Source organism: Marinobacter alkalisoli (assembly GCF_045449855.1).
Taxonomy (GTDB): domain Bacteria; phylum Pseudomonadota; class Gammaproteobacteria; order Pseudomonadales; family Oleiphilaceae; genus Marinobacter.
The window spans coordinates 115,800-142,021 of record NZ_JBJJLC010000012.1 but is presented as its reverse complement, the minus strand read 5'-3'; the positions used below and the strand labels follow the sequence as shown (position 1 = coordinate 142,021).

Annotated in this window: 25 protein-coding genes; 13 read left to right on the top strand and 12 right to left on the bottom strand. The window is 57.9% G+C overall.

All coding sequences use genetic code 11. The annotated features are described in order from the left end of the window. The first annotated feature begins 39 nt into the window (after positions 1-39). From ACJO5Y_RS06380 to ACJO5Y_RS06365, 4 genes are read left to right on the top strand one after another with little or no spacing between them, the layout of a single operon-like run. Positions 40-1,242, top strand: a complete 1,203-nt coding sequence (locus ACJO5Y_RS06380) for an acetyl-CoA C-acetyltransferase (protein ID WP_406985589.1) — start codon at positions 40-42, stop codon at positions 1,240-1,242. A 26-nt stretch (positions 1,243-1,268) separates the two neighbouring features. Next, on the top strand, positions 1,269-2,864 hold the full coding sequence (locus tag ACJO5Y_RS06375; protein WP_406985588.1) for an AMP-binding protein: 1,596 nt from the start codon (positions 1,269-1,271) through the stop codon (positions 2,862-2,864). Between the two features lie 2 nt (positions 2,865-2,866). Continuing rightward, positions 2,867-3,319, top strand: a complete 453-nt coding sequence (locus ACJO5Y_RS06370; RefSeq protein ID WP_406985587.1) for a MaoC/PaaZ C-terminal domain-containing protein — start codon at positions 2,867-2,869, stop codon at positions 3,317-3,319. Positions 3,320-3,357: 38 nt separating this feature from the next. After that, positions 3,358-4,329 (top strand): NAD(P)H-dependent flavin oxidoreductase, encoded by a 972-nt coding sequence (locus tag ACJO5Y_RS06365; protein WP_406985586.1) that lies wholly within the window; start codon positions 3,358-3,360, stop codon positions 4,327-4,329. A 64-nt stretch (positions 4,330-4,393) separates the two neighbouring features. Here ACJO5Y_RS06365 and ACJO5Y_RS06360 read toward each other — a convergent pair whose 3' ends face one another. After that, positions 4,394-5,293 carry a LysR family transcriptional regulator gene (locus tag ACJO5Y_RS06360; protein WP_406985585.1) on the bottom strand — a complete coding sequence of 300 codons (900 nt, stop codon included), beginning with the start codon at positions 5,291-5,293 and terminating at the stop codon, positions 4,394-4,396. Between the two features lie 167 nt (positions 5,294-5,460). On the opposite strand from ACJO5Y_RS06360, the gene ACJO5Y_RS06355 reads away from it, so the two are divergent. Genes ACJO5Y_RS06355 through ACJO5Y_RS06325 form a run of 7 tightly spaced genes read left to right on the top strand, consistent with a single transcriptional unit; the run spans position 5,461 to position 13,559 of the window. Next, a complete protein-coding gene (locus ACJO5Y_RS06355) occupies positions 5,461-6,297 on the top strand; it encodes an HTD2 family dehydratase (RefSeq protein WP_406985584.1) in 837 nt (278 codons plus the stop codon). Continuing rightward, entirely contained in the window at positions 6,294-7,457 is a 1,164-nt protein-coding gene (locus tag ACJO5Y_RS06350) for an acyl-CoA dehydrogenase family protein (RefSeq protein ID WP_406985583.1), read from the top strand. The genes ACJO5Y_RS06355 and ACJO5Y_RS06350 overlap by 4 nt, the downstream gene beginning before the upstream one ends. A gap of 37 nt (positions 7,458-7,494) precedes the next feature. Then, the gene (locus ACJO5Y_RS06345) at positions 7,495-8,694 is read left to right on the top strand and encodes a CaiB/BaiF CoA transferase family protein (protein ID WP_406985582.1); all 1,200 of its coding nucleotides are present in this window, start codon (positions 7,495-7,497) and stop codon (positions 8,692-8,694) included. 34 nt (positions 8,695-8,728) lie between these two features. Then, complete coding sequence (locus tag ACJO5Y_RS06340) at positions 8,729-9,544, top strand: HpcH/HpaI aldolase/citrate lyase family protein (protein ID WP_406985581.1); 816 nt, start codon at positions 8,729-8,731, stop codon at positions 9,542-9,544. Between the two features lie 52 nt (positions 9,545-9,596). Then, positions 9,597-11,264 (top strand): long-chain fatty acid--CoA ligase, encoded by a 1,668-nt coding sequence (locus ACJO5Y_RS06335; protein ID WP_406985580.1) that lies wholly within the window; start codon positions 9,597-9,599, stop codon positions 11,262-11,264. 1 nt (position 11,265) lies between these two features. Next, positions 11,266-12,348 (top strand): MBL fold metallo-hydrolase, encoded by a 1,083-nt coding sequence (locus tag ACJO5Y_RS06330; protein ID WP_406985579.1) that lies wholly within the window; start codon positions 11,266-11,268, stop codon positions 12,346-12,348. A gap of 56 nt (positions 12,349-12,404) precedes the next feature. Then, on the top strand, positions 12,405-13,559 hold the full coding sequence (locus tag ACJO5Y_RS06325) for an acyl-CoA dehydrogenase family protein (RefSeq protein ID WP_406985578.1): 1,155 nt from the start codon (positions 12,405-12,407) through the stop codon (positions 13,557-13,559). A gap of 63 nt (positions 13,560-13,622) precedes the next feature. On the opposite strand, the gene ACJO5Y_RS06320 is transcribed toward ACJO5Y_RS06325, so the two are convergent. Beyond that, positions 13,623-13,925 carry a hypothetical protein gene (locus ACJO5Y_RS06320; RefSeq protein ID WP_406985577.1) on the bottom strand — a complete coding sequence of 101 codons (303 nt, stop codon included), beginning with the start codon at positions 13,923-13,925 and terminating at the stop codon, positions 13,623-13,625. 149 nt (positions 13,926-14,074) lie between these two features. On the opposite strand from ACJO5Y_RS06320, the gene ACJO5Y_RS06315 reads away from it, so the two are divergent. Further along, positions 14,075-14,968, top strand: a complete 894-nt coding sequence (locus ACJO5Y_RS06315; protein ID WP_406985576.1) for a LysR substrate-binding domain-containing protein — start codon at positions 14,075-14,077, stop codon at positions 14,966-14,968. On the opposite strand, the gene ACJO5Y_RS06310 is transcribed toward ACJO5Y_RS06315, so the two are convergent. From ACJO5Y_RS06310 to ACJO5Y_RS06265, 10 genes are all read right to left on the bottom strand, one after another. Then, positions 14,965-16,560 (bottom strand): GMC family oxidoreductase, encoded by a 1,596-nt coding sequence (locus tag ACJO5Y_RS06310; protein WP_406985575.1) that lies wholly within the window; start codon positions 16,558-16,560, stop codon positions 14,965-14,967. The two genes, ACJO5Y_RS06315 and ACJO5Y_RS06310, sit on opposite strands and share 4 nt — an antisense overlap. 116 nt (positions 16,561-16,676) lie before the next feature. Further along, positions 16,677-16,931 carry a sulfurtransferase TusA family protein gene (locus tag ACJO5Y_RS06305; RefSeq protein WP_406985574.1) on the bottom strand — a complete coding sequence of 85 codons (255 nt, stop codon included), beginning with the start codon at positions 16,929-16,931 and terminating at the stop codon, positions 16,677-16,679. Beyond that, positions 16,924-17,049 (bottom strand): hypothetical protein, encoded by a 126-nt coding sequence (locus ACJO5Y_RS06300; protein ID WP_406985835.1) that lies wholly within the window; start codon positions 17,047-17,049, stop codon positions 16,924-16,926. The genes ACJO5Y_RS06305 and ACJO5Y_RS06300 overlap by 8 nt, the downstream gene beginning before the upstream one ends. Next, a complete protein-coding gene (locus ACJO5Y_RS06295) occupies positions 17,046-18,218 on the bottom strand; it encodes a formate dehydrogenase subunit gamma (RefSeq protein WP_406985573.1) in 1,173 nt (390 codons plus the stop codon). Before ACJO5Y_RS06295 ends, ACJO5Y_RS06300 begins: the two co-directional genes overlap by 4 nt. An 84-nt stretch (positions 18,219-18,302) precedes the next feature. Continuing rightward, on the bottom strand, positions 18,303-18,911 hold the full coding sequence (gene fdh3B / locus ACJO5Y_RS06290; protein WP_406985572.1) for a formate dehydrogenase FDH3 subunit beta: 609 nt from the start codon (positions 18,909-18,911) through the stop codon (positions 18,303-18,305). Between the two features lie 15 nt (positions 18,912-18,926). Beyond that, positions 18,927-21,812, bottom strand: coding sequence for a formate dehydrogenase subunit alpha (locus ACJO5Y_RS06285; RefSeq protein WP_406985571.1), 2,886 nt, complete (start codon positions 21,810-21,812; stop codon positions 18,927-18,929). A gap of 88 nt (positions 21,813-21,900) precedes the next feature. Beyond that, complete coding sequence (locus ACJO5Y_RS06280; protein ID WP_406985570.1) at positions 21,901-22,089, bottom strand: twin-arginine translocation signal domain-containing protein; 189 nt, start codon at positions 22,087-22,089, stop codon at positions 21,901-21,903. Positions 22,090-22,130: 41 nt separating this feature from the next. Continuing rightward, positions 22,131-22,742, bottom strand: coding sequence for a TorD/DmsD family molecular chaperone (locus ACJO5Y_RS06275; RefSeq protein WP_406985569.1), 612 nt, complete (start codon positions 22,740-22,742; stop codon positions 22,131-22,133). A 114-nt stretch (positions 22,743-22,856) separates the two neighbouring features. Continuing rightward, the gene (locus ACJO5Y_RS06270; protein WP_406985568.1) at positions 22,857-23,483 is read right to left on the bottom strand and encodes a DUF3306 domain-containing protein; all 627 of its coding nucleotides are present in this window, start codon (positions 23,481-23,483) and stop codon (positions 22,857-22,859) included. Then, positions 23,483-24,061 carry a DUF3305 domain-containing protein gene (locus tag ACJO5Y_RS06265; protein ID WP_406985567.1) on the bottom strand — a complete coding sequence of 193 codons (579 nt, stop codon included), beginning with the start codon at positions 24,059-24,061 and terminating at the stop codon, positions 23,483-23,485. The genes ACJO5Y_RS06270 and ACJO5Y_RS06265 overlap by 1 nt, the downstream gene beginning before the upstream one ends. Positions 24,062-24,235: 174 nt before the next feature. Here ACJO5Y_RS06265 and ACJO5Y_RS06260 point away from each other — a divergent pair, with 174 nt between their 5' ends. Beyond that, positions 24,236-26,215, top strand: a complete 1,980-nt coding sequence (locus tag ACJO5Y_RS06260) for a 4Fe-4S binding protein (protein WP_406985566.1) — start codon at positions 24,236-24,238, stop codon at positions 26,213-26,215. Positions 26,216-26,222: the final 7 nt, after the last annotated feature.

The window sequence follows — 26,222 nt, the reverse complement described above, 5'->3', positions numbered from 1 at the left end:
GGGGGGCTATCCCAACATACTACAACACGAGGATCTAACATGAACAAGCGCAGAGCAGCTATTATCGCACCGGTTCGCACTGGCGTTGGCGGGTTCGGACGCAGTCTTCGCCCGGTTTCCGTAGAGCACTTGATTGGCACGGTGGTGAAGGAGACCGTGGATCGCTCTGGCATTGATCCCAAAAAAATCGAGGATGTGGTCATAGCTCAGTCATACGCCAACAGCGAGGTACCCTGTGTCGGTCGTTGGGCAGCTTTGCAGGCTGGCTTGCCGGAAGAAGTGCCTGGATTACAACTGGACCGCCGTTGCGGTGGTGGTCTTCAGGCCGTTATTAACGCTGTCATGATGGTGGAGTCCGGGGCATGCGACGTGGTCATTGCCGGCGGTGTCGAAAGTATGAGTAATATTGAGTATTACTCCACCGATATGCGCTGGGGCAAGAAAGCCGGGTCGTTCACGATGCACGACCGCCTGGACCGTGGGCGGGAGCGTTCCCAGCCAGAGGACCGGTTTGGCTACATCTCGGGAATGATCGAGACCGCTGAAAACCTGGCAAAAAAATACAACATTTCCAGGGAAGAGGCTGACCAGTATGCCGTGCAGAGCCAGCAAAGGGCAGCCGCCGCCTGGAGAGAGGGTAAGTTTGACGAGGAAGTTGTGCCACTGTCCATACCCCAGCGCAAGGGTGACCCCATCACCTTCAAGCAGGATGAAGGCATTCGGGGTGAGACGACCATGGAAACCCTCGGAAAACTCAAGCCTATTATTCCTGGCGGCACCGTCACCGCAGGCAACGCCAGCCAGCAAAGCGATGCGGCGGCTGCCTGCTTGATCGTTTCGGAAGATAAGCTTGAGGAGCTTAACCTGACCCCGATGGGCTTTATGGTGGGATGGGCCGCCGTTGGCTGCAACCCGGCTACTATGGGCATCGGGCCGGTGGGTGCAGTGGATAAACTGTTCCGGAAAACCGGCCTCAGCCTCGACGATATGGACCTGGTGGAAATCAACGAAGCCTTTGCCTGCCAGGTACTGTCTGTGCTCAAGGAATGGGGCTGGGACGATTACGACAAGCTTAACGTCAATGGCTCCGGCATTTCCCTCGGCCATCCTATCGGCGCGACCGGCGTTCGCATCATGACCAGTTTGCTTCACGAAATGAAACGTAGAGGTAGCCGCTATGGCCTGGAAACCATGTGCGTTGGGGGCGGTCAGGGTGTAGCCGCCATCTTCGAACGGTCTTGAAGCCGGCCTCTTAAGGGAGTCAGCCCATGAACAGTAGCGAGCATCTGTACAGCCTGGTAGAAGACAATCTCCGCAGTAACCCAGAATCGGTGGTCTTTGTGGAGGATGATCAGCAAACTAGCTTCAGGCAATTTGACCAACTGTGTCAGCAAAAGGAGCGGTGGCTCCGCAGTCAGGGTATTGGCAAAGGGGATACCGTCGCCATGTGGTTGGTGAACAGCCGCCACTGGCTGGCAATTTACTTCGCCCTGGCCCGTATCGGGGCGACTCTGGCGCCCCTGAACACCCGCTATAAAAGCCACGAAATCGGCTACATGATCAACAAGTCCCGGCCGCGGCTGCTCATCATGCAAGACCGGTTCCGCAAGATCGATTTTACCGACATTCTCCTACAGGTAGATCGGGATGAAGTAAGTTCTCTCGAAGCCATAGCGTATCTGGACACAGGCGAAACTCGACCAGAAACCTTGCACGGTATACCCGTCACAAGTACGGCAATCACCGGCAATCCGTCTTCCCCGGAAGAGTCGCCTGATGCGAATGGGGTCTCCATCCTGTTTGCCACCTCTGGTACCACTAGCGGTCCAAAACTGGTCATGCAAACCCAGGCTAACCTGGTTCGCCATGCTCATTACTGTGCGCAAAGCTATGGTATGACGGAGCCTGCGTCTGCCCTGCTGTCTGTGTTGCCGTTCTGTGGTGCCTTCGGTCTTAATGCGGTGTTAGCAGCCATGGCGGCAGGCTGCCCGACGGTGATGATGGCTGCATTTGACGGTCCTGAGGCTGCGTCACTGATGCAACAATACAACATCAGCCACGTGTACGGCAGTGACGAGTTGTACCGGAAGCTGATCGATGCTGCCGACGGCGATAAACCCTTCCCTGCGGCCCGCCTGTTCGGCTTCGGGGCCTTTACTTCCAGCTTCAACGAATACGCATTGGCGGCCTGGGAGAGAGGCATTCCACTCTGTGGCCTTTATGGTTCCAGCGAAGTCCTGGCGATTTTTTCCGCACAGACAGGTGACAGGCCAGTGCGGGAGAAAATCCGCGGCGGAGGTGTCCCTGCAGCATTGGATCGAGTGCAGCTGCGCATCAGGGATATCGGATCTGACGGGTTGCTGCCTTCCGGAGAAATCGGAGAAATCGAAATCAAGGGGCCCACCAATTTTATCGGCTACCTGAACAACCCGGAAGCAACAGAAAAGGCGCTCACGGACGACGGTTTCTACCGCACCGGTGACCTGGGATACCTGCGAGAAGATGGCTCCCTGGTGTACGAGGCACGCATGGGAGATGCCATTCGCTTGGGTGGTTTTCTGATCAGCCCGTCAGAAATCGAGGCGGTGTTAAAGGATATTCCCGCAGTTGAGGATGCCTACATCGTTGGCATCGAAATTGACGGTAAATCCCGTGTGGTCGCTTTCGTTCGGGATGATGGCCGGGCAACGCTCAGTGAACAGCAGATCATCGACATTGCGAAACAGCACCTGGCCGCCTTTAAGGTGCCTTACAAGGTTTGGTTTGTGGATGATTATCCGGTTACACAGAGTGCGAATGGGCTGAAGGTGCAGCGTGGCAAACTTAGGGCCTTAGCCGAAGAAAACCTGGCGGGAGGAGAGTGACGATGGACCATTCCCTGTATTTTGAAGACTTGGTGGTCGGGCAACACTTTGAAAGTACCGCCCGAACCATCACCGAAACAGACATGACCTTTTTCTCCATGCTTTCCGGTGACTGGAACCCCATCCACTGCGATCAGGAGTTTGCTGGCAATACCCGGTTTGGCGAGCGACTGGTTCACGGCGCCTTTGGCATCGCTATCGCCACCGGCATGATGCACGCCCTGGGTATTTTCGAGAAGTCCGCCGTGGCAATGATGTCCATCAGCGACTGGTCGTTTCTGAAGCCTATTACCATCGGTACGACCCTGCGGCTACGACTCACCATCTTGGAGGCCGAAGCCGGGGAGAGCAAGCGGGTTGGTCGGGTTAACCGCCGACTGGAGCTGATTAACCAGAATGATGAAGTCGTTCAGAGTGGCGAATCCGATATGTTGATTCTGAAAAAGTTGGCCTGATTCCGGTTCGCCTCACCTGCCATTAGTTTGGAGATACCATGAGTAATAGAATTCCAGAAGCTTTGCAAAACCTGACGCTGCCAGTCATTTCGTCTCCCATGTTTACCGTCAGCTACCCGGAGTTGGTCATGGCGGAGTGCAAGGCTGGTATTGTCGGCTCTTTTCCGGCGCTGAACGCCCGACAGCCAGAATTTCTGGATGAATGGCTGACGATGATGAATGAGGAGCTGGACAGCTTCAAAGCTGCCAATCCTGACAAGCGGGTCGGCCCCATTGCAGTCAACCAGATCTCCCATTCATCCAACGTGCGTCTGGAGCAGGATGTGGAAACCTGTGTCAAACACAAGGTGCCCATTATTATTTCCTCCCTGCGAGCGCCGGTTAAGGAAATCGTGGACGAGGTGCATAGCTACGGCGGCATCATACTGCATGACGTCATCAATTTGCGTCACGCGATGAAAGCATTGGAAGCTGGCGTTGACGGCCTGATTCTGGTGGCGGCCGGAGCTGGTGGCCACGCAGGCACTCTGTCGCCTTTCGCTCTGTTAGGGGAAGTTCGCAGACACTTTGATGGCCCGCTGGTCCTAGCAGGGTCTATTGCTACCGGAAATTCGGTGCTAGCAGCCGAGGTCATGGGCGCTGATTTTGCTTACGTAGGTACCCGTTTCATTGCCTCTCAGGAAGCTAATGCGCGGGAAGACTATAAGGAATGCATCGTTCAGTCTGGCACATCCGATGTTGTCTACAGCAACTATTTTTCTGGAGTACACGGCAACTATCTGAAAGAGAGTATTCGCCGTACTGGCCTGGACCCGGATGACCTTCCTGTTGGCAACAAGAGCAAGATGAGTTTCAAGGATGGTCGTTCCAAGGCCAAGGCCTGGAAAGATATCTGGGGCGCAGGGCAGGGTGTGGCCATGATAAACGACTTCCCGCCAGCGGAGGAGATCGTGGCGCGCATGAAAACAGAATACGACGAGGCGTATGCCAAACTGTGTAACAGGCGCTGACAGAGGCGCACGAGCCAATCGAATATTCTGGTGGAAGGAATAAATAATACGGCTACCGAGGCGCCTATGTGAGGCTGGCTTGAGAGCGAATTTCTTCCACCAATTCCTTGCCGCATGTCGGTAAGGCATCCAGTTCTCTCACAATCAGGCTGCGCTCCCGCTCCGCCCAGTCGTCCTCCAGGTCAATGGTGGAGATGTCGAGGAAAGCGGCATAGCGGTGTGCGATGGAGCGGGGCAGGATGCCGATGCCCACGCCGCGGCTGACCATCCGGCAGGCAGACTCGAAGCCGAAGACCTGGATGCGCATCTGAAGGGGTGAGCCGGTTTCGCCGGCCTGTTCCTTGAGAAAATTGAACAGGGTGCTGCCCTCACGCAAACCGATGTGGGGGTAGTCGAGGGTTTCCCGAAACGAAATGGTCCGGCGTGCTGCCAGTTCGTGATCTTTAGGGGTGACAACCACCAGCCGGTCGACGCTGAAGGGGATGATCTCAAGCTTCTTGTTTGCATTCACCGGGCCGGCAACTACTCCCAGATCGGTCGAGCCATCGATCACGCCCCGAATGATATCGTGCGTCAGACGCTCCTGAAGATCCACAGTGACCCCCGGACGGGTCACCAGAAAACGCGCCAGGACGTCGGGCATGAAGTCGCTCACTGCCGTGGTGTTGGCAAAAATCCGCAAATGCCCCGACTCGCCTTCCGCGTATTGGGAAAACTCGTCCTTGATGTAGTCAACCTGCCGCATGATAGCCCTGGCATGAACCAGCAGGTCATGGCCTGCCGGCGTGAGCTCCACACCCTGGCTGTCGCGGTAGAACAGCCGGCTTCCCAACTGCCCCTCAAGGGATTTGATGCGCATGCTGGCCGCCGCCGTTGACAGGCTGGCACGCTTGGCCCCGCTTGTCAGACTGTTGGCTTCTGCAACGTGGATAAACAGGCGTAAATCGGGAATATCAAAGTGCATGATGAGGTTTCGACAGCAAGCTAACAAAGGGATTCCCAGTCTAAACCACCGGGGTGTTCATGGAAACCAAACGCACCCTTGTGCAAAATCGAATTCTCTCCTCTGTCGTATATCGGCATTATTACCAATATCCAAAAACTAGAAGACGTATTGATAGAGGAAGTGTGATGTCAGACGCTCCGGAAAACTGGATTGGTAAGCGGGAAACCTGCGTGGATGCCCTGGATTCAGCCCTGGCAGCCCGAATTGCCGCGATGCTGGATCGGCCCATGCCAGGGGCTGGAGACGAATTGTCTCCGCTGTGGCATTGGGCGTTCTTTCAGATTCCCGTTCCGCCTTCGGGTACTGGCCACGATGGCCACATTGCGCCGGGTGGGTTCTTGCCAAAATCCGATGGCAATACCCGCATGTGGGCCGGTGGTCGTGTCGAATTTCACAAACCCCTGGTGATTGGTCGCTCCGCCGAACGTTCATCGACTATCCACTCGGTGAATGAAAAACACGGGCGTTCCGGGAAGTTGCTGTTCGTCACTGTCCGGCATGAGTACCACCAGAACGGTGAGCTGTGCCTGAGTGAAGAGCAGGACATCGTCTACAAGGCCCCGGCAACCCCGAGACTGTCTCTGGACCAGCCCGTTCCCGATGCCCAGTGGAGCAACCGGATAGATCCTTCTCCCTTATTGCTGTTCCGTTACTCGGCGGTGACCTTTAACGGCCACCGGATCCATTACGACAAGCCCTATACCACTCAAGAAGAAGGCTACCCCGATCTGGTAGTCCAGGGGCCGCTGATTGCCACACTTATGGTGCAGGCGTTTACCGATGCCAATCCCGGTCTGACACCTGTGCGGTTGTCGTATCGTGGTTTGCGCCCCCTGACAGTCAACAAATCCTTCAATGTGGAAGGTCGGATTGTCGACCAGGGCAAGGCCCAGTTGTGGGCCACGAATGAGGACGGGCCAGCCCATCAAGGTGAAATTGAATTCAAGGAGAAAAACCAATGATCAACCCTGCCCTGCAGAAGTACGAAGATATCCGAGAAGGCGTGCGCGGACTGTGCGGGAACTTTGATGCGGCCTATTGGCGAGGCATCGACGAGCGCAAAGCGTTCCCCGAAGAATTTGTGAATGCGATGACGGAAGCCGGCTGGCTGGCGGCGATGATTCCCGAGGAATATGGCGGTTCGGGCCTGGGCCTGGCAGAAGCCTCCGTGATTCTGGAAGAGGTGAACCGGGCTGGCGGCAATTCAGGTACCGTGCATGGCCAGATGTACAACATGTTCACGTTGTTGCGTAATGGCAGTGAGGAGCAGAAACAGACATACCTGCCGAAAATCGCCGCGGGTGAGTTGCGGCTGCAATCCATGGGGGTGACCGAGCCTACGACCGGTACAGACACCACCAAGATCAAGACAACCGCCGTTCGCCGGGGTGACAAATATGTGGTGAATGGCCAAAAGGTATGGATCTCCAGGGTTCAGCATTCCGACCTGATGATTCTGCTGGCCCGTACCACCCCGCTGGAAGAAGTCCGTCGCAAATCCGAGGGCATGTCGATCTTTATCGTGGACCTGCATCATGCGATAGGGAATGGTCTGACGGTACAGCCGATTGCCAATATGGTGAATCACGAAACCAATGAGCTTTTCTTCGACAACCTGGAAATTCCCGCTGAAAACCTGATTGGGGAAGAGGGCAAGGGTTTCCGTTACATCCTTGATGGCCTCAATGCCGAGCGCACCCTGATCGCTGCGGAGTGTATTGGCGATGGCCGCTGGTTTATCGACAAGGCCCGGCAGTATGCCAGTGACCGCGAAGTGTTCGGCCGCCCCATCGGGCAGAATCAGGGTGTCCAGTTCCCGATTGCCAAGGCTCATATCAATGTGGAAGCGGCTGACCTGATGCGCTGGCGTGCCTGTGAGGAATATGACAATGGCCTCCCCGCCGGTGCCAGCGCCAATATGGCCAAATACCTGGCAGCGGAAGCCTCCTGGGAGGCGGCTAATGTGTGTCTGCAGACCCACGGCGGTTTTGGTTTCGCCAACGAATACGATGTCGAGCGCAAGTTCCGGGAGACTCGCCTGTATCAGGTGGCGCCGATATCCACCAACATGATTTTTTCCTACGTTGCCGAGCACCTGTTGGGACTGCCGCGATCGTTCTGATCCCCACAGTGATACACCTGAAATTCGGGAAGTGAAAGTGAGCCATAACAATAGCGGAGTCCTTCCCCTGGAGGGCATCAACGTTGTATCTCTGGAGCAGGCGGTCGCTGCTCCGCTGTGTACCCGTCACCTTGCCGAGCAGGGGGCACGGGTGATCAAGGTTGAACGCCCGGGTTCAGGGGATTTCGCGCGCCAGTACGATGACCGGGTCAAGGGGATGTCGTCGCACTTTGTGTGGGTCAACCGTTCCAAGGAGAGCCTGAGCCTGGACCTGAAATCGTCCGAGGGGCTGGAAATCTTGTTCCAGTTGCTGGCAGATGCGGATGTACTGGTTCAGAACCTGGCTCCGGGGGCAGCGGCCAGGATGGGGCTTTCATTCGAGAAGCTTCACCTGCGTTATCCCCGGCTGATTGTCTGTGACATCTCCGGCTATGGCCACGGCGGTCCCCTGCAGGACAAGAAAGCCTATGACTTGCTGATCCAGAGCGAGAGCGGGTTCCTCTCGGTGACAGGCACACCGGACCCTGAGGGCATGGTTAAGGCCGGTTGCTCGGTGGCCGATATCGCCGCAGGCATGTATGCCCAGAGCAACATCCTGTCGGCCCTGATTTTGCGGGGCAGGACGGGTAAAGGCAGCCACATTGATGTGTCGATGCTGGAGAGCCTGGTGGAATGGATGGGGTATCCCATGTACTACAGCTTTGATGACGCAATGCCGCCGCCCCGGGCGGGTTCATCCCATTCCACGATTTTTCCCTATGGCCCTTTTCCGGTCGGTGATGGCGAGACTGTGATGCTGGGGTTGCAGAATGACCGGGAATGGCGGGAGTTCTGCACGCAGGTTTTGCAAAAGCCAGAGCTGGCGGAGCAACCCCGGTTTGCCACCAATCCCCAGAGGTCCGTCCATCGCGATGAGTTGGGTGGTTTGATACGGGAGGTGTTCTCCGAGCTTTCACTGGCGGAAGTGGTGAAGCGTCTGGATGTCGCCGGCATCGCCAATGCCTCAGTGAATGATATGCAAGGGGTCTGGAAGCATCCACAACTGCGTGCGCGGGACCGCTGGACCCGTGTGAAAACACCGGTGGGCGATGTGCCGGCGTTGAAGTCGCCTGGTCTCTGGTTTGAAGGTGCGGTGTCCGCCGTACCTGCGGTAGGTGAGCATAACCGTTCCATTCTGTCGGAACTGGGATACAGCGAGGAACAGATGGGGCAGCTGGCACAGCGCGGCGTGATCTGAGCGCTGGCAGCAACACAACAACAGGTACCTGATAATGACAGACCGTAAATTGAAAACCATGCTTTTTGTGCCGGCAACCAGGCCGGAACGAATTGAAAAAGCGCTGGCCAGCGATGCCGGCGCGGTGATCGTGGACCTGGAAGACGCTGTCCCTCCCGATTCCAAGGAAGTGGCGAGGGAGTCTCTCGAGAATTTCCTCATACACCACAACGGGCCGGGGATCTACGTCCGAATCAATGGCCGGGGGACCGACTGCTTTGAGGGTGACGTTGCTCTGTGTGCCCGCCATGACAAGGTGATTGGCATCATGCTGCCAAAAGCGGAATCAGCGGAAGATATTGCGGCTGTAGCACACACCGGAAAGCCGGTGATTCCGCTGATTGAATCCGCCAGGGGTCTGCTGGCATTGAGTGTCATTGCTGCGACACCGGCCGTCGAGCGCTTGAGCTATGGCGGATTGGATCTGAGTGATGATCTGGGCATTGAAGGTAATACCGACGGCGCGGAGAGAATCCTGGATCAGTGTCGTTACCAGATACTGGTGTGCTCCCGGGCTGCTGGCTTGCTGCCTCCGATTGACACGGTATTCCCGGTATTCGACGACGAACAGGCGGTGACAGCACGGGCACGCAGGGCCCGCAACATGGGGTTTGCCGGAATGCTGTGCATTCACCCCAGGCAGATTGCCGCGGTTCAGTCCGGCTTTGCGCCGGATGCCCAGCAGGTTGAGTGGGCAAACAAGGTAATGGAAGCAGCAAAATCCGGTGGCGGAGCATTCAAGGTGGACGGGCAGATGGTGGATGCGCCCGTGATCGCCATGGCAAAAACCATATTGGAACGGGCCCACTGAAATGTGCAGCCAATCATCCGGGAACCGGGTAGGTATAAGGGGAATAGATAGAATGAAGCCGGAACAGAATCGATACTGGCCCAAGGGCCTCCCACGCTCGCTCGACGTGCCGAAAACCAGCCTTTATTACAACCTGGAGGTCGCGGCGACACGGTATCCGGAAAAGCCGGGAACCGTATTCTATGATTCGACACTGTCCTACGGCGAGCTGCTGAAGCAGGTGGAGCATCTGGCCGGATATCTTCAGCGTGACTGTGAGGTAAAGCCTGGTGACCGGGTGGCCTTGTACTCACAGAATTGCCCCCAGTACGTGGTTGCCTATTATGCCATCCTGCGGGCACAGGCTGTGGTTGTGCCAGTCAACCCGATGAACCTGGCGGAAGAATTACACTATTGTGTGACCAACAGTGGCGCGAGAATAGTGTTGGCAGCCCAGGAGCTCTGGGAACACGCCCGCCCATTGTTGAGCTCAGGCGCCATTGAACATCTGATTGTGCATGCCTACTCGGATTACCTGACGGAGCCAACGGACTTGATTGTTCCGGATGCAGTGTCGATACCAAGGCAGGAGCTGGCTGTGCCGGGAGTCACCCTCTGGCGGGACGCCCTGGCTCGTGAGATGGCCCCGGCGCCTTTTGAGGGTAAACACGATGACCTGTGCGTGATTGGGTATACCTCTGGCACCACCGGCAAGCCCAAGGGGTGTGTCCATACACATGGTTCTGTGTTGGCTTCGGTGGCTGGATCGGCGGTATGGCGTGGCGGATCTCCGGCGTTTTCCTCTTTGGCGATTGCCCCCCTGTTCCACTTTCTCGGCATGCAGGGTGGCATGAATGGCCCCATCTATAACGGCTCGACGGCGGTTATCATGCAGCGCTGGGATCGGGATGCCGCACTGAAACTGATCGAGCGTTACAGCGTTAATATGTGGAGTGCTCCGCCCTCCATGATCGTCGACTTCTTCTCCAATCCAGACCTGGCCAACCATGACATTTCCAGCCTGTTCCGGCTGATGGGCGGTGGTGCCGCAATGCCCGAGGCCATTTCAAAGCGCCTGAAAGAAGAGTTCGACATCAGCTACAACGAGGCCTATGGCCTGACAGAAACCGCCGCATTCATCCTGGGCAACCCGATTGAACGAGGCAAGCGGCAGTGCCTGGGGATCGCCAGTTTTGGTGTCGATGCCCGCATCGTCAATCCGGGCACGCTGGAAGAATTGCCCCAGGGGGAGACCGGGGAGATTATTCTGTACGGTCCCCAGGTTATGCGGGAGTACTGGCGCAACCCCGAAGCCACAGAGAAGACGTTTCTGGAGCGAGCTGGCAAACGCTTCCTGCGCACCGGAGATCTGGGCTATATGGATGAAGAAGGTTATTTCTTCATGGTGGATCGTCTCAAACGGATGATCAATGCCTCTGGCTTCAAGGTCTGGCCGGCCGAGGTGGAAAGCATCATGTATGGCCACCCCGACATCCATGAAGCCTGCGTCATCGGCGTACCCGACACCAAGCGGGGAGAAACGGCCAAAGCCATGGTGGTCCTGAAACCGAGCGCCAGCGCCGCCCTGACCGGTGACGACATCATCGCCTGGTGCAAACAGAACATGGCGGCCTACAAGGTACCGACCGCCGTAGAGATTATCGATGAGCTGCCCAAGTCCGGTACCGGCAAGATCAACTGGCGCCAGCTTCAGGAAGCGGCGCGGAAAGAGGTGTCCTGAGATGGCCCGGTGTTATGACGCGGAGTCCGCGTGTGTCGCAGGCGGTGGCGGAATTTCCCATCCACTGGGCAGGGTGCCCGGTACCGGAGAGCTGGTGGAAGTGGCCCCCGATGTTTTCTGGAGCCGGATTCCCATGCCCGGAAAACTGGATCACATCAATGTCTGGCTGTTCGTAGATGAGGATGGCGTGTCGGTGGTTGATACTGGCATGCGTACCTCTGAGGCGGAAGATGCCTGGAGGTCGCTGATCAGACAAATTCAGGAGTACGGGGCGATCCAGAGGGTGTTTGTCACGCACATGCATCCGGATCATGTTGGCCTGGCAGGCTGGCTAACAGAATGCCACCCCGCGCAATTCTGGATGACCCGCCAGGAGTATATGACCTGCCGGATTCTGGAAGCGCAGTCCCATGATGACAGGGTGCCGGACTGTTTCACCAGCTTTCATCGCAGCGCTGGGTGGCCTGCGGCCGCGATCCGGAGTTACAGCCGTCATTACGGCAATTTTGGTAAGCGGGTTTATCCGTTACCCAGGGCTTACCATCGCCTGGAGCATGGTCAGAACCATGTGATTGGCGGCCACAACTGGCGGATTATCGTGGGCAGCGGGCACTCACCGGAACATGCCTGTTTTTATTGTGAACCGTTGAAACTGCTGGTCTCCGGCGACCAGGTGTTACCCAGGATATCTTCCAATGTGTCCGTGACCCCGATGGAGCCGTTGGCCAACCCCATGGCCGATTGGCTGGATTCCCTGCGTCGCCTGAAGGCCGAGGTTCCCAATGATGTCCTGGTCCTGCCCGCACACCAGGAATGTTTTGTGGGCCTGCATGAACGCATTGATGCCCTGATCGCCGGGCAGGAGCGCGCTTTCGCGCTGTTGCGTCAGTCCCTTCGGGAGGGGCCAAGGCGGGTGGTGGATCTGTTTGATATATTGTTCTCCAGACCCATACGCGAGGATGATCCGCTGATTTTCAGCCTGGCCACGGGAGAGGCCCAGGCCTGCCTGAATTACCTCTGGGAATCCAGTGAGCTGACTTGCTCTGTGGATTCCCAGGGTGTGTGCTGGTATCGGGCGGACTAGAACACCGGCCGTTGCCGGCAAACACTTTATGACACGCACAGTATGTGGAGGCCGTCATGGCACTTGATCGCGATACTCTCAATCAGTTTGTAGACAGCGTGCGGCGATACGTTCGTGACCGCCTGATTCCGCTGGAAATGCAGGTTGCGGAAGAAGACCGGATCCCCGAAGACGTCATCGACGAAATGAAGGACATGGGATTGTTCGGGCTTTCCATACCGGAGGAATTCGGCGGCCTTGGGCTGACCATGAGCGAAGAAGTCGCGGTGATTCAGGAAATGGGGTATACGTCGCCGGTGTTCCGTTCGATGTTTGGCACCAATGTCGGCATTGGTTCCCAGGGCATTGTTATTGATGGTACCCCGGAGCAAAAAGCAAGATATCTGCCGTTGATGGCCAGTGGAGAGCTGATTGGTTCGTTTGCCCTGACGGAGCCGGATGCCGGGTCCGATGCCGGCTCGGTGGCGACCACCGCTCGTCTTGATGGTGGCCATTACATCATCAATGGTAACAAGCGTTACATCACCAACGCCCCCCGTGCCGGCGTGTTCACGGTGATGGCCCGTACGGGCACCCGTGAAGAAGGCGGCCGTGGGGTGTCGGCATTTCTGGTGGACGCCAACCTTCCGGGTATCTCCCTTGGTAAACCAGACAAGAAGATGGGCCAGAAAGGGGCCCATACCTGTGACGTGATTTTCGAGAATGTCCGGGTACCGGCCGATGCGTTGATTGGCGGCGTGGAAGGACAGGGATTCAAGACCGCAATGAAGGTGCTGGATCGTGGCCGACTTCATATCAGTGCCTTGAGTGTCGGGACCGCCAAACGTCTGATCGATGAGAGCGTGACATACGCCTCGCAGCGCAAGCAGTTTGGAACGGAAATAGCCAACTTCCAGCTGGTGCAGGCCATGCTTGCCGACAGTCAGACGGAATATTATGCCGGCAAATGCATGGTTGAAGAGACCGCGCGCTCCTACGATGCCGGGGAGCCGGCGTCCATGAATGCGGCGAGTTGCAAGCTTTACTGTACCGAGATGGTTGGCCGGGTTGCGGATCGCGCCGTCCAGATTCACGGTGGCGCGGGGTATGTCAGCGAATATTGTGTCGAACGCTTCTATCGCGACGTTCGCCTGTTCCGCCTGTATGAGGGAACGTCGCAGATCCAGCAGCTGGTGATCGCGAAGCAGATGATTCGTAACGCCCGGCCATGAACGGCCGGGCTCTTGTTGCACCGATCAGAATTTCACCCCTGGTGGATATCAAAAAATAGTCTTTCAACGGACCCTGCGGCAATCAGCCAGGGCCTTCAGTGCGTCGATTTTCAGCGGTAGCTTCAGTGCCCATTTGATATCCGCCCGCTCAAAACCGATGTCTTCAAGCATCTGATCGTTTTCCTTCAGTAGCGGCACAAACAGGCGTCGGAAGTGATACCTGCGCCGATAGATTCCTACCCAGAACTCAAGCTTTGCAATTAAGGCCAGTGGCGGCGTTGCCGGCATATAGATGTCCAGGCTGGGCGGCTGCCTGGGTTCATCAGGGCTGAGAGCGGTGCGGGGAAGTTCCTTATAAGTACCCATCTTGAATGTCTCCTTGATCAGTCATGAACGCTTTCTGCGAAATCCTGGGTACAGGCCAGGGCGCGTTGTATAAGCATGCAATTTCATCTTTGATCAAACAAACGAAAAGATTTAACATCTGAGTTAAGGAAAATTGAAAGGTGTGGGTTATGAACAGTTCCAATCCCGGGATCAGTCGTGAGACCGTTCCACTGCTGGATACCGATGTCCTGAGAACCTTCGTGGCGATTGCCGAGTGCGGCAGTTTTACCCGGGCCGCGAAACAGGTTTTTCGCACACCCTCGGCGCTGAGTATGCAGATAAAGCGTCTGGAAGAGATTCTTGGGCACGTTCTGTTTGTGCGTGAGGCCCGCCATGTCCGGCTGACTCCGGAAGGGGAGGTCCTGCTGGGCTATGGTCGGCGGTTGTTGCGGCTGAATGAGGAGGCAATACAGCAATTTCTGACGCCTACCCTGGAAGGCCGGGTCAGTCTCGGTACCTCAGACGACGTTGGTAGCCGTATTCTGCCCGGGGTGCTTGCCCAGTTTGCACGGTCTTACCCTGCCGTTCAGGTGGATGTGGTGGTGGGCTCAAGTAAACAGCACCTGGAGCGCCTGGACGCCGGAGAACTGGATATGGCCCTGATCACCATAGGAAATCAGGGCCAGGAAATGCGGGGAGAGGTGGTCCATACGGAACCGCTGGTGTGGGCCGGCCGTGAAGGAGGAATTGCCGCCAACCGTTCGCCCCTGCCGGTGGCCCTGGCCAGCCATGGGTGTGTCTGGCGCCGGGCGGCCCTGAGGGCACTGGATGAAGCCGGTATGTCCTATCGCGTTGCCTATACCTGCGACAATTGCTCCGGGCAGGAAGCGGCGATGTTTGCAGATCTGGCGGTTGCACCTTTCCCGCTCAGCCTCGTTCGCCCGCCATTGCGAAAGCTGGACAGAGAAGGATTGCCCGCCCTTTCCGATTACCAGATTGCGCTGGTTCGGCACGGTGGCAATCCGGTGCAGGATGCGTTGGCAGGTCATGTGAAGGAAGCATTTGGTGACTTGAGGGGTTAGCCGCTCTCCCGCATCAGGTCTGCCGCTTTCTCCGCGATCATCACCGCCGGCGCATTGGTGTTACCGCCAATGATGCTGGGCATGATGGACGCATCCACCACCCGCAGCCCCTCCAGCCCGTGAACCCGCAACTGGGGATCGACAACCGCCATGTCATCGACCCCCATTTTGCAGGTGCCCACAGGGTGATACACGGTGTCGGTACGTGACCGGAGCACGTCGCGGATGTCATCGTCGGTAGTGACGTTCGCGGTAAAGGGGTCTTTGGTGATGAAGCGGGCGAGTGCCGGCGCTTTCATCAGTCGATCGGTCATTTTATAGCCGTTGACCATGGCCTCCAGATCGTCCGGGTGGTCAAAGAATTTCGGGTCAATCACCGGAGGGGTTTGTGCCGAGCGGTCTTTGAGGGATACAGTGCCTCGGCTTTTCGGGCGCAGCAGGCAGACGTGGCAGGAGAAGCCATGTCCCCCGTGCAGGGTACGGGCATGATCATCCACCAGGGCAATCACGAAATGCAGCTGGATATCGGGCGCCGCCTGCTGCGGATCGGTTTTGAGGAAGCCGCCGCCCTCCGCAAAATTCGAGGCCAGCAGGCCACGTCGTTCTTTGCGATACCGCAGGAACTGGCGGATGCCGTGCAGGCCGCCTTTCAGCGACAGGCCCAGCAGATTGCTGTCTTTGGATTTGTAGCCAAAGATGAAGTCCGGGTGGTCCTGAAGGTTCTTGCCCACGCCGGGGAGATGATGGACCACAGGCACGTTGACCGCCTTGAGTTCGTCGGCATCCCCCACGCCGGACAACATCAGCAGTTGGGGAGACTGGAATGCACCGGCGCTCAGTACCACTTCCTTGCGTGCACGAATCTGTCGCAACTGGCCATTCTGCAGGAATTCGATACCGACCGCGCGTTTACCTTCGAACAGAATGCGTTGGGCCAGCGCATCGGACTCTATAATCAGATTGGAGCGACTGTCGAGGTAGGGCGCCAGGTATCCCCGGTAGGTGCTCCAGCGCTCGCCGTTGAGCTGAGTGACCTGGTACAGGCCAATCCCCTCCTGCTGCGGGCCGTTAAAGTCGTCAGTCAGGGGGTAGCCGACCTGGCGGGCCGCCTCCAGATAATGCTGCTGGAACGGATTGTCGCTCTGCAGATTACTGACTTTCAGCGGCCCGTCGGTACCGTGCCATTCATTATTGAGCGTTTGATTGCCTTCGGATTTGAGGAAGTAGGGCAGCACATTCTTGAACGCCCATCCGGTATTGCCCTGGGCGGCCCAATGATCGTAATCACTGGCGTGGCCACGAATGTACGCCATGGCATTGATGGCGGACGAGCCTCCCAGCACTTTGCCCCTCGGCTGGTAACCCCGCCGACCGTTCAGCCCCGGTTGCGGCACGGTCTCAAACGCCCAGTTGTTGATGTTTTTCGGCACCATCGCGACCACGGCTGCGGGGGTCTGGATCAGCCAGCTGGCGCCCTTGCGTGATCCGGCCTCAATCAAGGCAACGGTGGAATTGGCATCCTCGCTCAGCCGACCCGCCAGGGCACAACCGCTGGAGCCACCGCCTACAATCACATAATCCACTGTTTGCATTGCCGATCACCTTTGAAATTCTTGTTTTGGAGGGAGGGGGACAGATTTAACGCAATAAGGAGGGTGTGGGAAGCGGGGATATTTCTGAAGGTGATTCTGGGCCAGTTTTATGCCGACTATGCCAGACAGATACGATAACGGAGAACGCCAGCCGCCTCTTCGCGGACCCACTCTATCCGGTGACCGGTCAGCTCACACAGCGTCTGCAAATCCCGACGGCCACTGGGGTCATCGGCCAGAAACTCGACCTGCGTGCCGCTGGGCAACCCCCGGATGCGTTTTTTAAAACGCAGAATGGGCAGGGGGCATACCAGACCGATGGCATCGATCTGGTATACCTCTGTTTGCTGCTTTTCCGATGGGTCAGTCAAGCCGCACGCTCTCACTGCTGGTTTGAGCCGCTGAGGACCACCCGAACTGGTTCAGAACGACCGGGGCTGCAAAGGCAATCACCAGGGCCGCAACAAATGCAGAAATCATAACCTTCACGATGATCCTCCTTTACTCTGCTCGGCTTCGACCTCGGCCACCCACAGATCGTGGTGTTGGCGCGCCCACTCTACATCAACCTTGCCGTTACCCATGGCATCGAACGCGCCTTCCATACCGACCGAACCGATATAGATGTGGGCAATGATGGCCACCATCATCACGAACGCGACAATCGAGTGCCAGAGATTGGCGTACTGCATCTCCTCATGCGGCGCCAGATCGGTCGGGAAGCTGGTTCCCAGAATACTGTTCATGATGCCGAAGGTATCGGCAAACATGGGCATCTGGAATGGGAACAGCAGCGACAGTCCGGAAAGGGAGACTGAGACGCCCAGCAGCATCACGGTCCAGAAAACGATTTTCTGGCCGGCGTTGAACTTCTTTGCCGAGGGGTGGGACCTGGTGAAGATACCGCCGCCGGCCTTGAGCCATTGCCAGTCCAGTTTGTTGGGAATGTTGTGGGCCACCCACATCACAAACGTCATCACCAGCCCCAGCATGAAGGCCCAGGCCACATTGTTGTGAATCCACTTGGAGCCTGCAGCCAGAGGGGCAAAGGCATCTGGCCCTATGACGGGGATCAGGAAACTGCGCCCCATCAGAGTGATCAGCCCCGTCAGCCCCAATGCGATAAACGAACCGGCCAACAGCCAATGGCCAAAACGTTCTACGGCTTTGAAGCGTTCTATGGTGGTACCTGCAGGGCCACCCTCAATCTTTATTCTGCCCCGAACGAAGTAAAACACCACCAGCAACACGATGATACCCAGGATAGCTCCACCGCCGTAGCTGATGACAGGGCCTTCGCGAAGCTTGTACCAGGGCATCCCGCCATCCTGGATCAGAACATCGGCAGCCGGGTTGCGAACCTGAGTTTTGGTGTCGATGTCGTCGAAGCGAATGCCTCGCCAAGTGTCGGCGTCGGAGCGACCGCCACGGGTGCCCAGTTCCTCACTGATGGCTGCCGCATTGGCGGGATCGCCTGTTTCTCTGGAGCGGGACCCGCCATCAGCTTTCAGCTTCTCCTGACGAGCCATGATGTCTTCGAGGGTTTGGCCTCCCCCGTTGTCCGCTCGATCAGTCTCGGGGAGGTCCTGCGCCCAGACAGGGTTAAAGGCCAGTGTCGCCAGCACGAAGAAGGCGGCACTGAAAAGTTTAAAGTTCATGAGAGCACTCCAGCGGAATCAACAAAAAGATCTCTTTGCCTTGATGAATTCCGGGGCCTGGAGCCCCGGAATCGTCAGGCGGGCTTAAGCGCCCTTCTTCTCGTACGCTGTGCCCCATCCCCAGGCGCCGGAGCCGAAACCACGGTTCACCACGCGCTGGCGATAGATGTCTGCCACCTCGTTGCCATCACCGGCCAACAGGGCTTTGGTCGAGCACATTTCCGCACACAGCGGCAACTTGCCCTCCGCAATACGGTTGCGCCCGTACTTGGAGAACTCGGCCGAGGAGTTGTCTTCCTCGGGACCGCCTGCACAGAAGGTGCATTTGTCCATCTTGCCCCGGCTGCCAAAGTTACCCGCTTGCGGGAACTGGGGTGCGCCGAAGGGGCAGGCATAGAAACAATAGCCACAACCAATACAGAGATCCTTGGAGTGCAACACCACGCCGTCTTCGGTCTGGTAGAAACAATCCACCGGGCAGACGGCCATACAGGGCGCGTCTGAGCAGTGCATGCAGGCTACCGAGATCGAACGCTCTCCGGGCTTGCCATCTTCAATGGTCACTACGCGCCGACGGTTGATGCCCCAGGGGACTTCATGCTCATTCTTGCAGGCCGTTACGCAGGCATTACATTCGATGCAGCGCTCGGCATCGCAAAGGAATTTCGCTCTTGCTTGTCCTTCAATGGCCATGATCTACACCTCTTGTTATGCCGGCTCAATCGCACACAGGGTGCACTTGGTCTCTTGCATCTGCGTGACCGAGTCGTACCCGTATGTTTGAACAGTATTGGTGGATTCGCCCAGAACGATCGGATCGGCGCCCTTGGGATACTTGTCCCTCAGGTCCTTGCCCTCCAGGTGTCCGCCGAAGTGGAACGGCATGAAGGCCACGCCTTCGCCGACCCTTTCGGTCACCATGGCCTTGACTTTGATGCGCGCACCTTCCGGGCCGGACACCCAGACGTCGTGACCATCACGGATGTTCATGTTGTTGGCATCGCGCGGATTCACCTCGATGAACATGTCCTGCTGCAGCTCCGCCAGCCAGGGGTTCGAACGGGTTTCGTCACCTCCACCCTCGTACTCGACCAGTCGGCCCGAAGTCAGAATGATGGGGAAGTCCTTGCTGAAGTCCTTCTTCTGAATGGATTCGTACAGCGTCGGGACGCGCCAGAAGGTCTTGTCCGCGTACGTCGGGTAGTCCTCCACCAGGTCACGGCGGTTGGTGTAGAGCGGTTCGCGGTGAAGCGGCACGGGGTCCGGGAAGTTCCAGACAATAGCGCGCGCCTTGGCGTTACCAAAGGGTGCGCACTCGTGCTTGATCGCAACACGCTGTATACCGCCTGACAGGTCGGTCTTCCAGTTGGTCTCGGCACCTGCAACGCCATCAATACTGGCACGCTCTTCGGCTGTGAGGTCGCCATCCCAGCCCAGGTCCATCAGCATCTGCATGGTGAACTCCGGGTAGCCGTCCGTGATCTCGGAGTCTTTGGAGTAAACGCCATCCGCCAGCAGGCTTTCGCCGTCGCGTTCAACGCCAAAGCGGGCGCGGAAGGTCAGGCCGCCCTTGGACACCGGCGTCGACATGTCGTACAGCACGTGTGTCCCGGGGTGGTTCATTTCGGGGGTACCCCAGCAGGGCCAGGGCATACCGTAGGTATCGCCATCGCAGGGCCCGCCGACCGCGCGCAGGGTGGTCTTGTCGAAGTGGTGCTGGTTCGCCATGTGTTTTTTCAGGCGCTCGGGCGACTGACCGGTGTAGCCGATCGTCCACATACCGCGGTTGAATTCACGGGTGATGTCCTCGACCACTGGCTCGTCGCCTTCAATGGCAATATTGCGGAACATGCGATCGGTGAAACCGAACTTGTCGGCAAACAACTTCATGATTTCGTGATCGACTTTCGACTCGAACAAGGGCTCAATGACTTTTTCACGCCACTGCAGCGAACGGTTGGAGGCGGTCACCGAGCCCGAGGTTTCGAACTGGGTGGTGGCGGGCAGCAGATAGGCGCCGTCCTTGCGGTCGTGCAGCACCGCTGACACGGTGGGGAAGGGGTCCACTACGACCAGCAGATCGAGCTTTTCCATGGCCTCCTTCATTTCCAGCATCCGGGTCTGCGAGTTGGGCGCATGGCCCCACAGCACCATGGCCCGTGTGTTGTCTGGCTGATCCAGGTTTTCCTTGGCCTCCAGTACACCGTCGATCCAGCGGGATACGGGAATGCCTTTCTCGTTCATCATGGCTTTGGATTTGCCGTTTTTATCCCACACGGCAAACCGGCCTTTCAGCCAATCCAGGTCCTCCTCCCAGACGCGCGCCCAATGGGCCCAGGAGCCGGCGGCCAGGCCATAGTAGCCGGGCAGGGTGTCGGCCAGTACGCCCAGGTCCGTGGCGCCCTGAACGTTGTCGTGGCCCCGGAAGATGTTGGTGCCGCCGCCAGGAATGCCCATATTGCCCAGGGCCAGTTGCAGCACGCAGTAGGCACGTGTGTTGTTGTTGCCATTGGTGTGCTGGGTGCCACCCATGCACCAGATGACGGTACCCGGGCGGTTGTTGACCAGGGTGCGGGCGACGCGCTCAAGTTGCCCGCCCGGGACGCCGGTTACCCGCTCGACCTCCTCGGGGTTCCATTTCTTCACCTCTTCCCGGATATCGTCCATGCCGTACACCCGGGTGCGGATGAACTCCTTGTCTTCCCAGCCGTTTTCAAAGATATGCCACAACAGGCCCCAGATCAGCGCGACGTCGGAACCTGGCCGGAGACGCACATACTCGTCCGCATGGGCGGCGGTGCGCGTGAAACGCGGGTCACAGACGATGAGCGGCGCGTTGTTTTCTTCCTTGGCTTTCAGAAGATGCAGTAGCGACACCGGGTGCGCTTCCGCGGGGTTACCGCCGATCAGGAAGATCGCTTTCGAGTTGTGGATGTCGTTGTACGAATTGGTCATCGCGCCGTAGCCCCAGGTGTTGGCTACGCCGGCAACCGTGGTCGAGTGACAGATCCGCGCCTGGTGATCGACATTGTTGCTGCCCCAGTAGGCGGCAAACTTGCGGAACAGGTAGGCGCCCTCGTTGGAGAACTTCGCGCTACCCAGCCAGTAAACCGAGTCCGGACCGCTTTCCTCGCGGATTTGCAGCATCTTGTCGCCGATTTCATTGATCGCTTCGTCCCAGGAGATCTTCTTCCACTGGCCGTCGACCATTTTCATAGGGTACTTGAGACGGCGCTCGCCATGGGCATGCTCGCGCACCGAAGCGCCTTTGGCGCAATGTGAGCCGAGGTTGAAGGGGCTGTCCCAACCCGGCTCCTGCCCGATCCAGGTGCCATTCTGGACTTCCGCTACCACAGTGCAGCCAACCGAGCAGTGGGTACACACGGACTTTTTGCGAACGACTTTCCCGCCATCCGTCGACGGGGTTGCAGCCTCAACGCGGCCAGACGTCAGTGACAATGCCGCCAGACCACCCACGGTGACACCGGAGGCAGCCAGAAAACCACGACGATCCATGGTCCTGGCAGCGAGGGATGAAAGTAAAGAACCAGCACGGGGGCCTTTCGCTACCCCGTTGGTTTTCTTTCTTAACATGTCAAATACCTCTCTCTTTTTTATTCTCGTTTTACCGGAGGAGTGATCATCCAAGAGCATCACGCAACCTTGAATGAGTCACACTTCCTCAAAAGCGAGCCGATTCGAAATATTTACGTGTGTGCTCCGTGTCACGCAGACCGCTGCTTTTCGGAGCCTCTTTCACCACCTCGGCCGCGGCGTTGGGTGCGACCGCCATTGCGACCGCCGCCGGGGCTGCAGCCGCTGCCATTTTCAGGAAACGACGACGGCTGTTGTCACGCTTCGGCTTGTCCATTGGACACCTCCACCTGAGTTTAGGGACCGGATTGATCCCGGTTACTGAATCGCAAACGCGTCAGCTTCCACCGCCATGAAAGCCCGACCCAGCGAGCCCACGGGCGCGTAAAGGACCGCGGTTTGCGCTTCTTCCAAGTCGATAAAAAACAGCGCCGCCCACTTAGCCAGGTGCGCGTCAAAAAAAGCTTTTTGAGAAGGCAGATCGCTGTCGCATCGGAACTCGCCTGCAATAATGCCGGCCATGATTTCACACAGCGTGCCGATATGATCTTCAGGTTCTTTAACGTTGTCTCTGGTCTTGATGCCCCTGGCCATCAGATCGCTGCGCAGGTCCGCAAGAGGTTTCTCGTTCAGAAACCCGGTCAGGTAATAACTGGCGTAGGGCAGGAGTTCACCACGACCGATGCCAACGAACAGGCTGTTGAATTCCCGTTCGGCATCAACGGACGTGGTGCGTTGCGCCAGGGCTGCAAGGTTTCTGGAGGCGGATCCGATAGGGGTGTCGTCACCCTGCAAGGTTGCCAGCCCCCGGAGTAATTCATTCGAAGGCGGGTTGGCCAGCAGGGCGCCCAGTAACTGGTATATTTGAGCGCGAGCCCGATCTTCATCGCTGATTGATCGAGGGCACTGAACTTCTGCAGTGTTGACCAAGTCGTTTCTCTCTCTTGTATTATTTTTTCTTGTTTTGATTTTGTTTAATTTTTGATCGCTATTTTGTTACTTATAGTCCCGATCTGACTCTGGCGCAAACAGGATTCCAGGTACTCAGGAAACGTCAAAACGCATTCGCGGGCGATAGCGCGTCGCCGGTTCCACCTCCGTTTCGGTAACCGCAGGTTCCGCGTGGTGAGTCCCGTTTGGCGGGACATCGGCGATCCCGGGCTCTGGTCTCCCGGTGGCCCGGGGAAGCTCCGGCGGTGCGATCGTTCCTGGAACTTCGGCCTGCTCGGTGACCGGTTCCGCGGCTTCCTCATCAACCTGCTTACCAACGTTTGCGCTCCTGTCGATCAGGCCCTGTCCTACCTTGTACAGGGTCTCAACGGCCCTGGTTGCAGTCGCGGCGTCCGAGAAATCTTCGTCGTAGTCATTAAGCCCGTCCAGCACGGCCAGCACGGGGTTGGATTTCCAGAGCGCGCGCAGGGCCCTGCGTCGCAACAGGTCAGGAATCTCTTTGCGCATGAATCCTGTAATGTCGGTACCCAGTTCGATGGCATCAGGATCGGGCAAACCGTACTTCTCCAGCACCTCCTGTTCCGGCAAGGCCTGATTGATGGCGAGTTCCTGTTCTTCGGGAGAACCCCCGGACTCGACCGACGGCGGTGGAGCCGGCTCTGCCTGTTTGCCGGCTTCCGATTTCTTGCGCGACCAGCGCTGTAATCGTGACTCGGTCATCACTGAATTCTCGGCTTTTTAATGTTGGCGGGGGCGCGGAAAACGTCGCTCTCCTGACGGATACGCGGATCGCCTTTGGCGTCTTCGATACCATCCACTTCGATCTCGTCACGCCGCCGCTTCTTGAAGGGCTCTTCGATGTAGTGCATATCGACGAACTCCTTGATCCAGGCCGCCAGGGACTCGGGGATCGGCACGGGTTCGACGATACTCTCGCCACTGTCCAGGGCGTCCAGCGCCTCGTGGGCACTGGCAGTGACGGCGCTGACAGCCCATCCGGACGGAGACTGTCGGGTCTGATCCCTGTCCATCACGACCCAGACGGAGGGAGTACTCATATTCAGGGATACCAGGTAGCCCTCCACATCGGAGCGGAATAGCTCCATCGCTACTGTGCCGGCGTGGTAATCGACCACCTCGCCCTTGCGGACCAGCTCTTTCCAGAACGCCTCCGGTGCGCCGGGTATTACCGCCACCGGCTTCCAGATATGACGTGCCCACCGGGTTGCGCCAGGTGACTGGCGAACGACGGCGCCAACTTGTAATACGCGTTTCCAATGATCTGTGCGACTGCTCATGGCTTTTCTCTGCCGCTCACGGCTGTTCTCTTTTGTTATCTATTCAAGCTAGCAGTGCCCATAAAAATAGCCAGTGATCCAGTTGTTCAAAAACAAACCACTGTGGCATGCTCGAAGAACTATAGTGATAGGTATACGTATACGCATAACAACAACGAAAAGAGTCAAATCCTGATGAAGGCACCGAAGACCCTACTGCTATGCAGCTGCGATAAAACACAGTCCTTTGATCCGGAGGCGCTGCGGAAGGCCGCGGGAGCCGAGCAGGTGATTGCGGTGGATCAATTGTGTGGCCATGAACTGAAGACGGCCGCCGAGCATCTGGGGGGTGGCGCGGAAGTACTCATTGCCTGTGGCCAGCAGGCGGCCCTGTTCGAGCGATTGGGTGAGGAGGTTCAGGCTGAGGCCGGGCATGTCGCGCCGCTGCATACCATCGATATCCGGGATCGCGCCGGTTGGAGTTCACCCGGCGCAAACCCCAGGCGCCTGCACGCCAAGCAGGCGGCCCTGATCGCCGCAGCCCAGCTACCGGCTCCGATGGCTCCGGCGAAAACCATCCGCTCTAACGGGGTGTGCTGCATTGTCGGCCCCACCGAGCAGGCCATCAGGATGGCGGAGCTGGTCCAGGACGAGCTCGGCGTTACCTGTATCGTGAATGATGCGGGCCCTGTACAACTGCCTTCGGCGGGTTACGACATGGCCAAAGGTCAATTAACGGCAGCCCATGGCGCGCTGGGCAATTTCAGGATGGAGTTTGCCCAGCTGCAGGCGTTGAATCCGGCCGGTCGCGGCGAGCCGGGTTACGGCGAGGTGCAAGCCACCGCCAGCAGCGAGTGCGATGTGTTCATCGACCTGCGTGGCGGCGCCCCGGCGTTTCCCAGCCACCAGAAACGGAATGGCTATTTCTGGGCCGACCCGGAGAAGACCGGGGAGTTAGAGCGCATTGCCCTGACCGCCCGGGAGCGGGTCGGTGAGTTCGAGAAGACCGTGTATTTCAGGTTGGAAGAATCCCTGTGCGCGCACTCCCGGGCGAATAAGCCCGGGTGTACCCGCTGCCTGGATGTCTGCCCCACCGAGGCCATTTTTTCCGCAGGGGACCACATCCAGATCGATTCCGATATCTGCGCCGGCTGCGGCTCTTGTGCGGCTGTCTGTCCCACCTCAGCGGTGACGATGAACGAAACTCCGTTCGAACCACTGGTCAAAGCTATGGACGTTATGGCCAGAATCTATCGCGAACAGACCAGCGAATCCCCGCGCCTGGTTTTTCACACGCTGAGCGCCGGTACCGAAGCCATTGCCTACCTGGCTCGCTATGACGATGGCCTGGCGGATGACCTGATCCCGCTGGGGTTGGAGCATGTCGACCGGATCGGCCATGCCGAGATCATGGCGGCATTCGGGGCAGGCTACGCCGAGGTTCTGATCCTGGCGGACAACGAGACCGATCGCCGCGCGGTGGCTGCGGAAGTTGAACTGGCCCAGGCCATGCTCAAAGGAACCCACAATGCCCCCAACCGGGTTCGGATTATCGAAGCCATCGAACTCTGCGCCGCCGGCGAAAACGCCGCGCGGGTGAGTGAGCCGGTGTTACTGGTCGGCGGTCGCCGTGACATCACCCGGGTCACCGCCACGGCGATGGCGGACCGTGTTGATGCGCCGATTTCCCTGCCAAAGGGCGCGCCCTATGGCGCTATCGAGATTGATTCCGATAAATGCACGCTCTGCCTGGCCTGCGTGTCACTGTGCCCCACCGGCGCCCTGGGAGACCATCCCGACCGGCCGGAGGTTCAGTTCACGGAAAACGCCTGCGTTCAGTGCGGCATCTGTGAAAGCACCTGCCCCGAGACGGCTATCGTTCTCAAGCCGCAACTGGATCTGTCCAAAGGCGCGCTGAGTGCCCGGGCGTTGCACGGCGAAGAGCCTTTTGAATGCATCCAGTGCGGCAAACCCTTTGGCGTGGCCAGCACCATCAACCGGATTGTTGAAAAGCTGGAAAACCAGCACTGGATGTACACCAATTCCGATAATGTTCAGCTTATCAAGATGTGTGACGACTGCCGGGTCAAGGCCCAGTACCACGGGGATAATGCGCCCCTGGCCGGGGGTGAGCGACCCCGGGTCCGTACCACTGACGACTACCGGAAAAGCTGAAATCTGA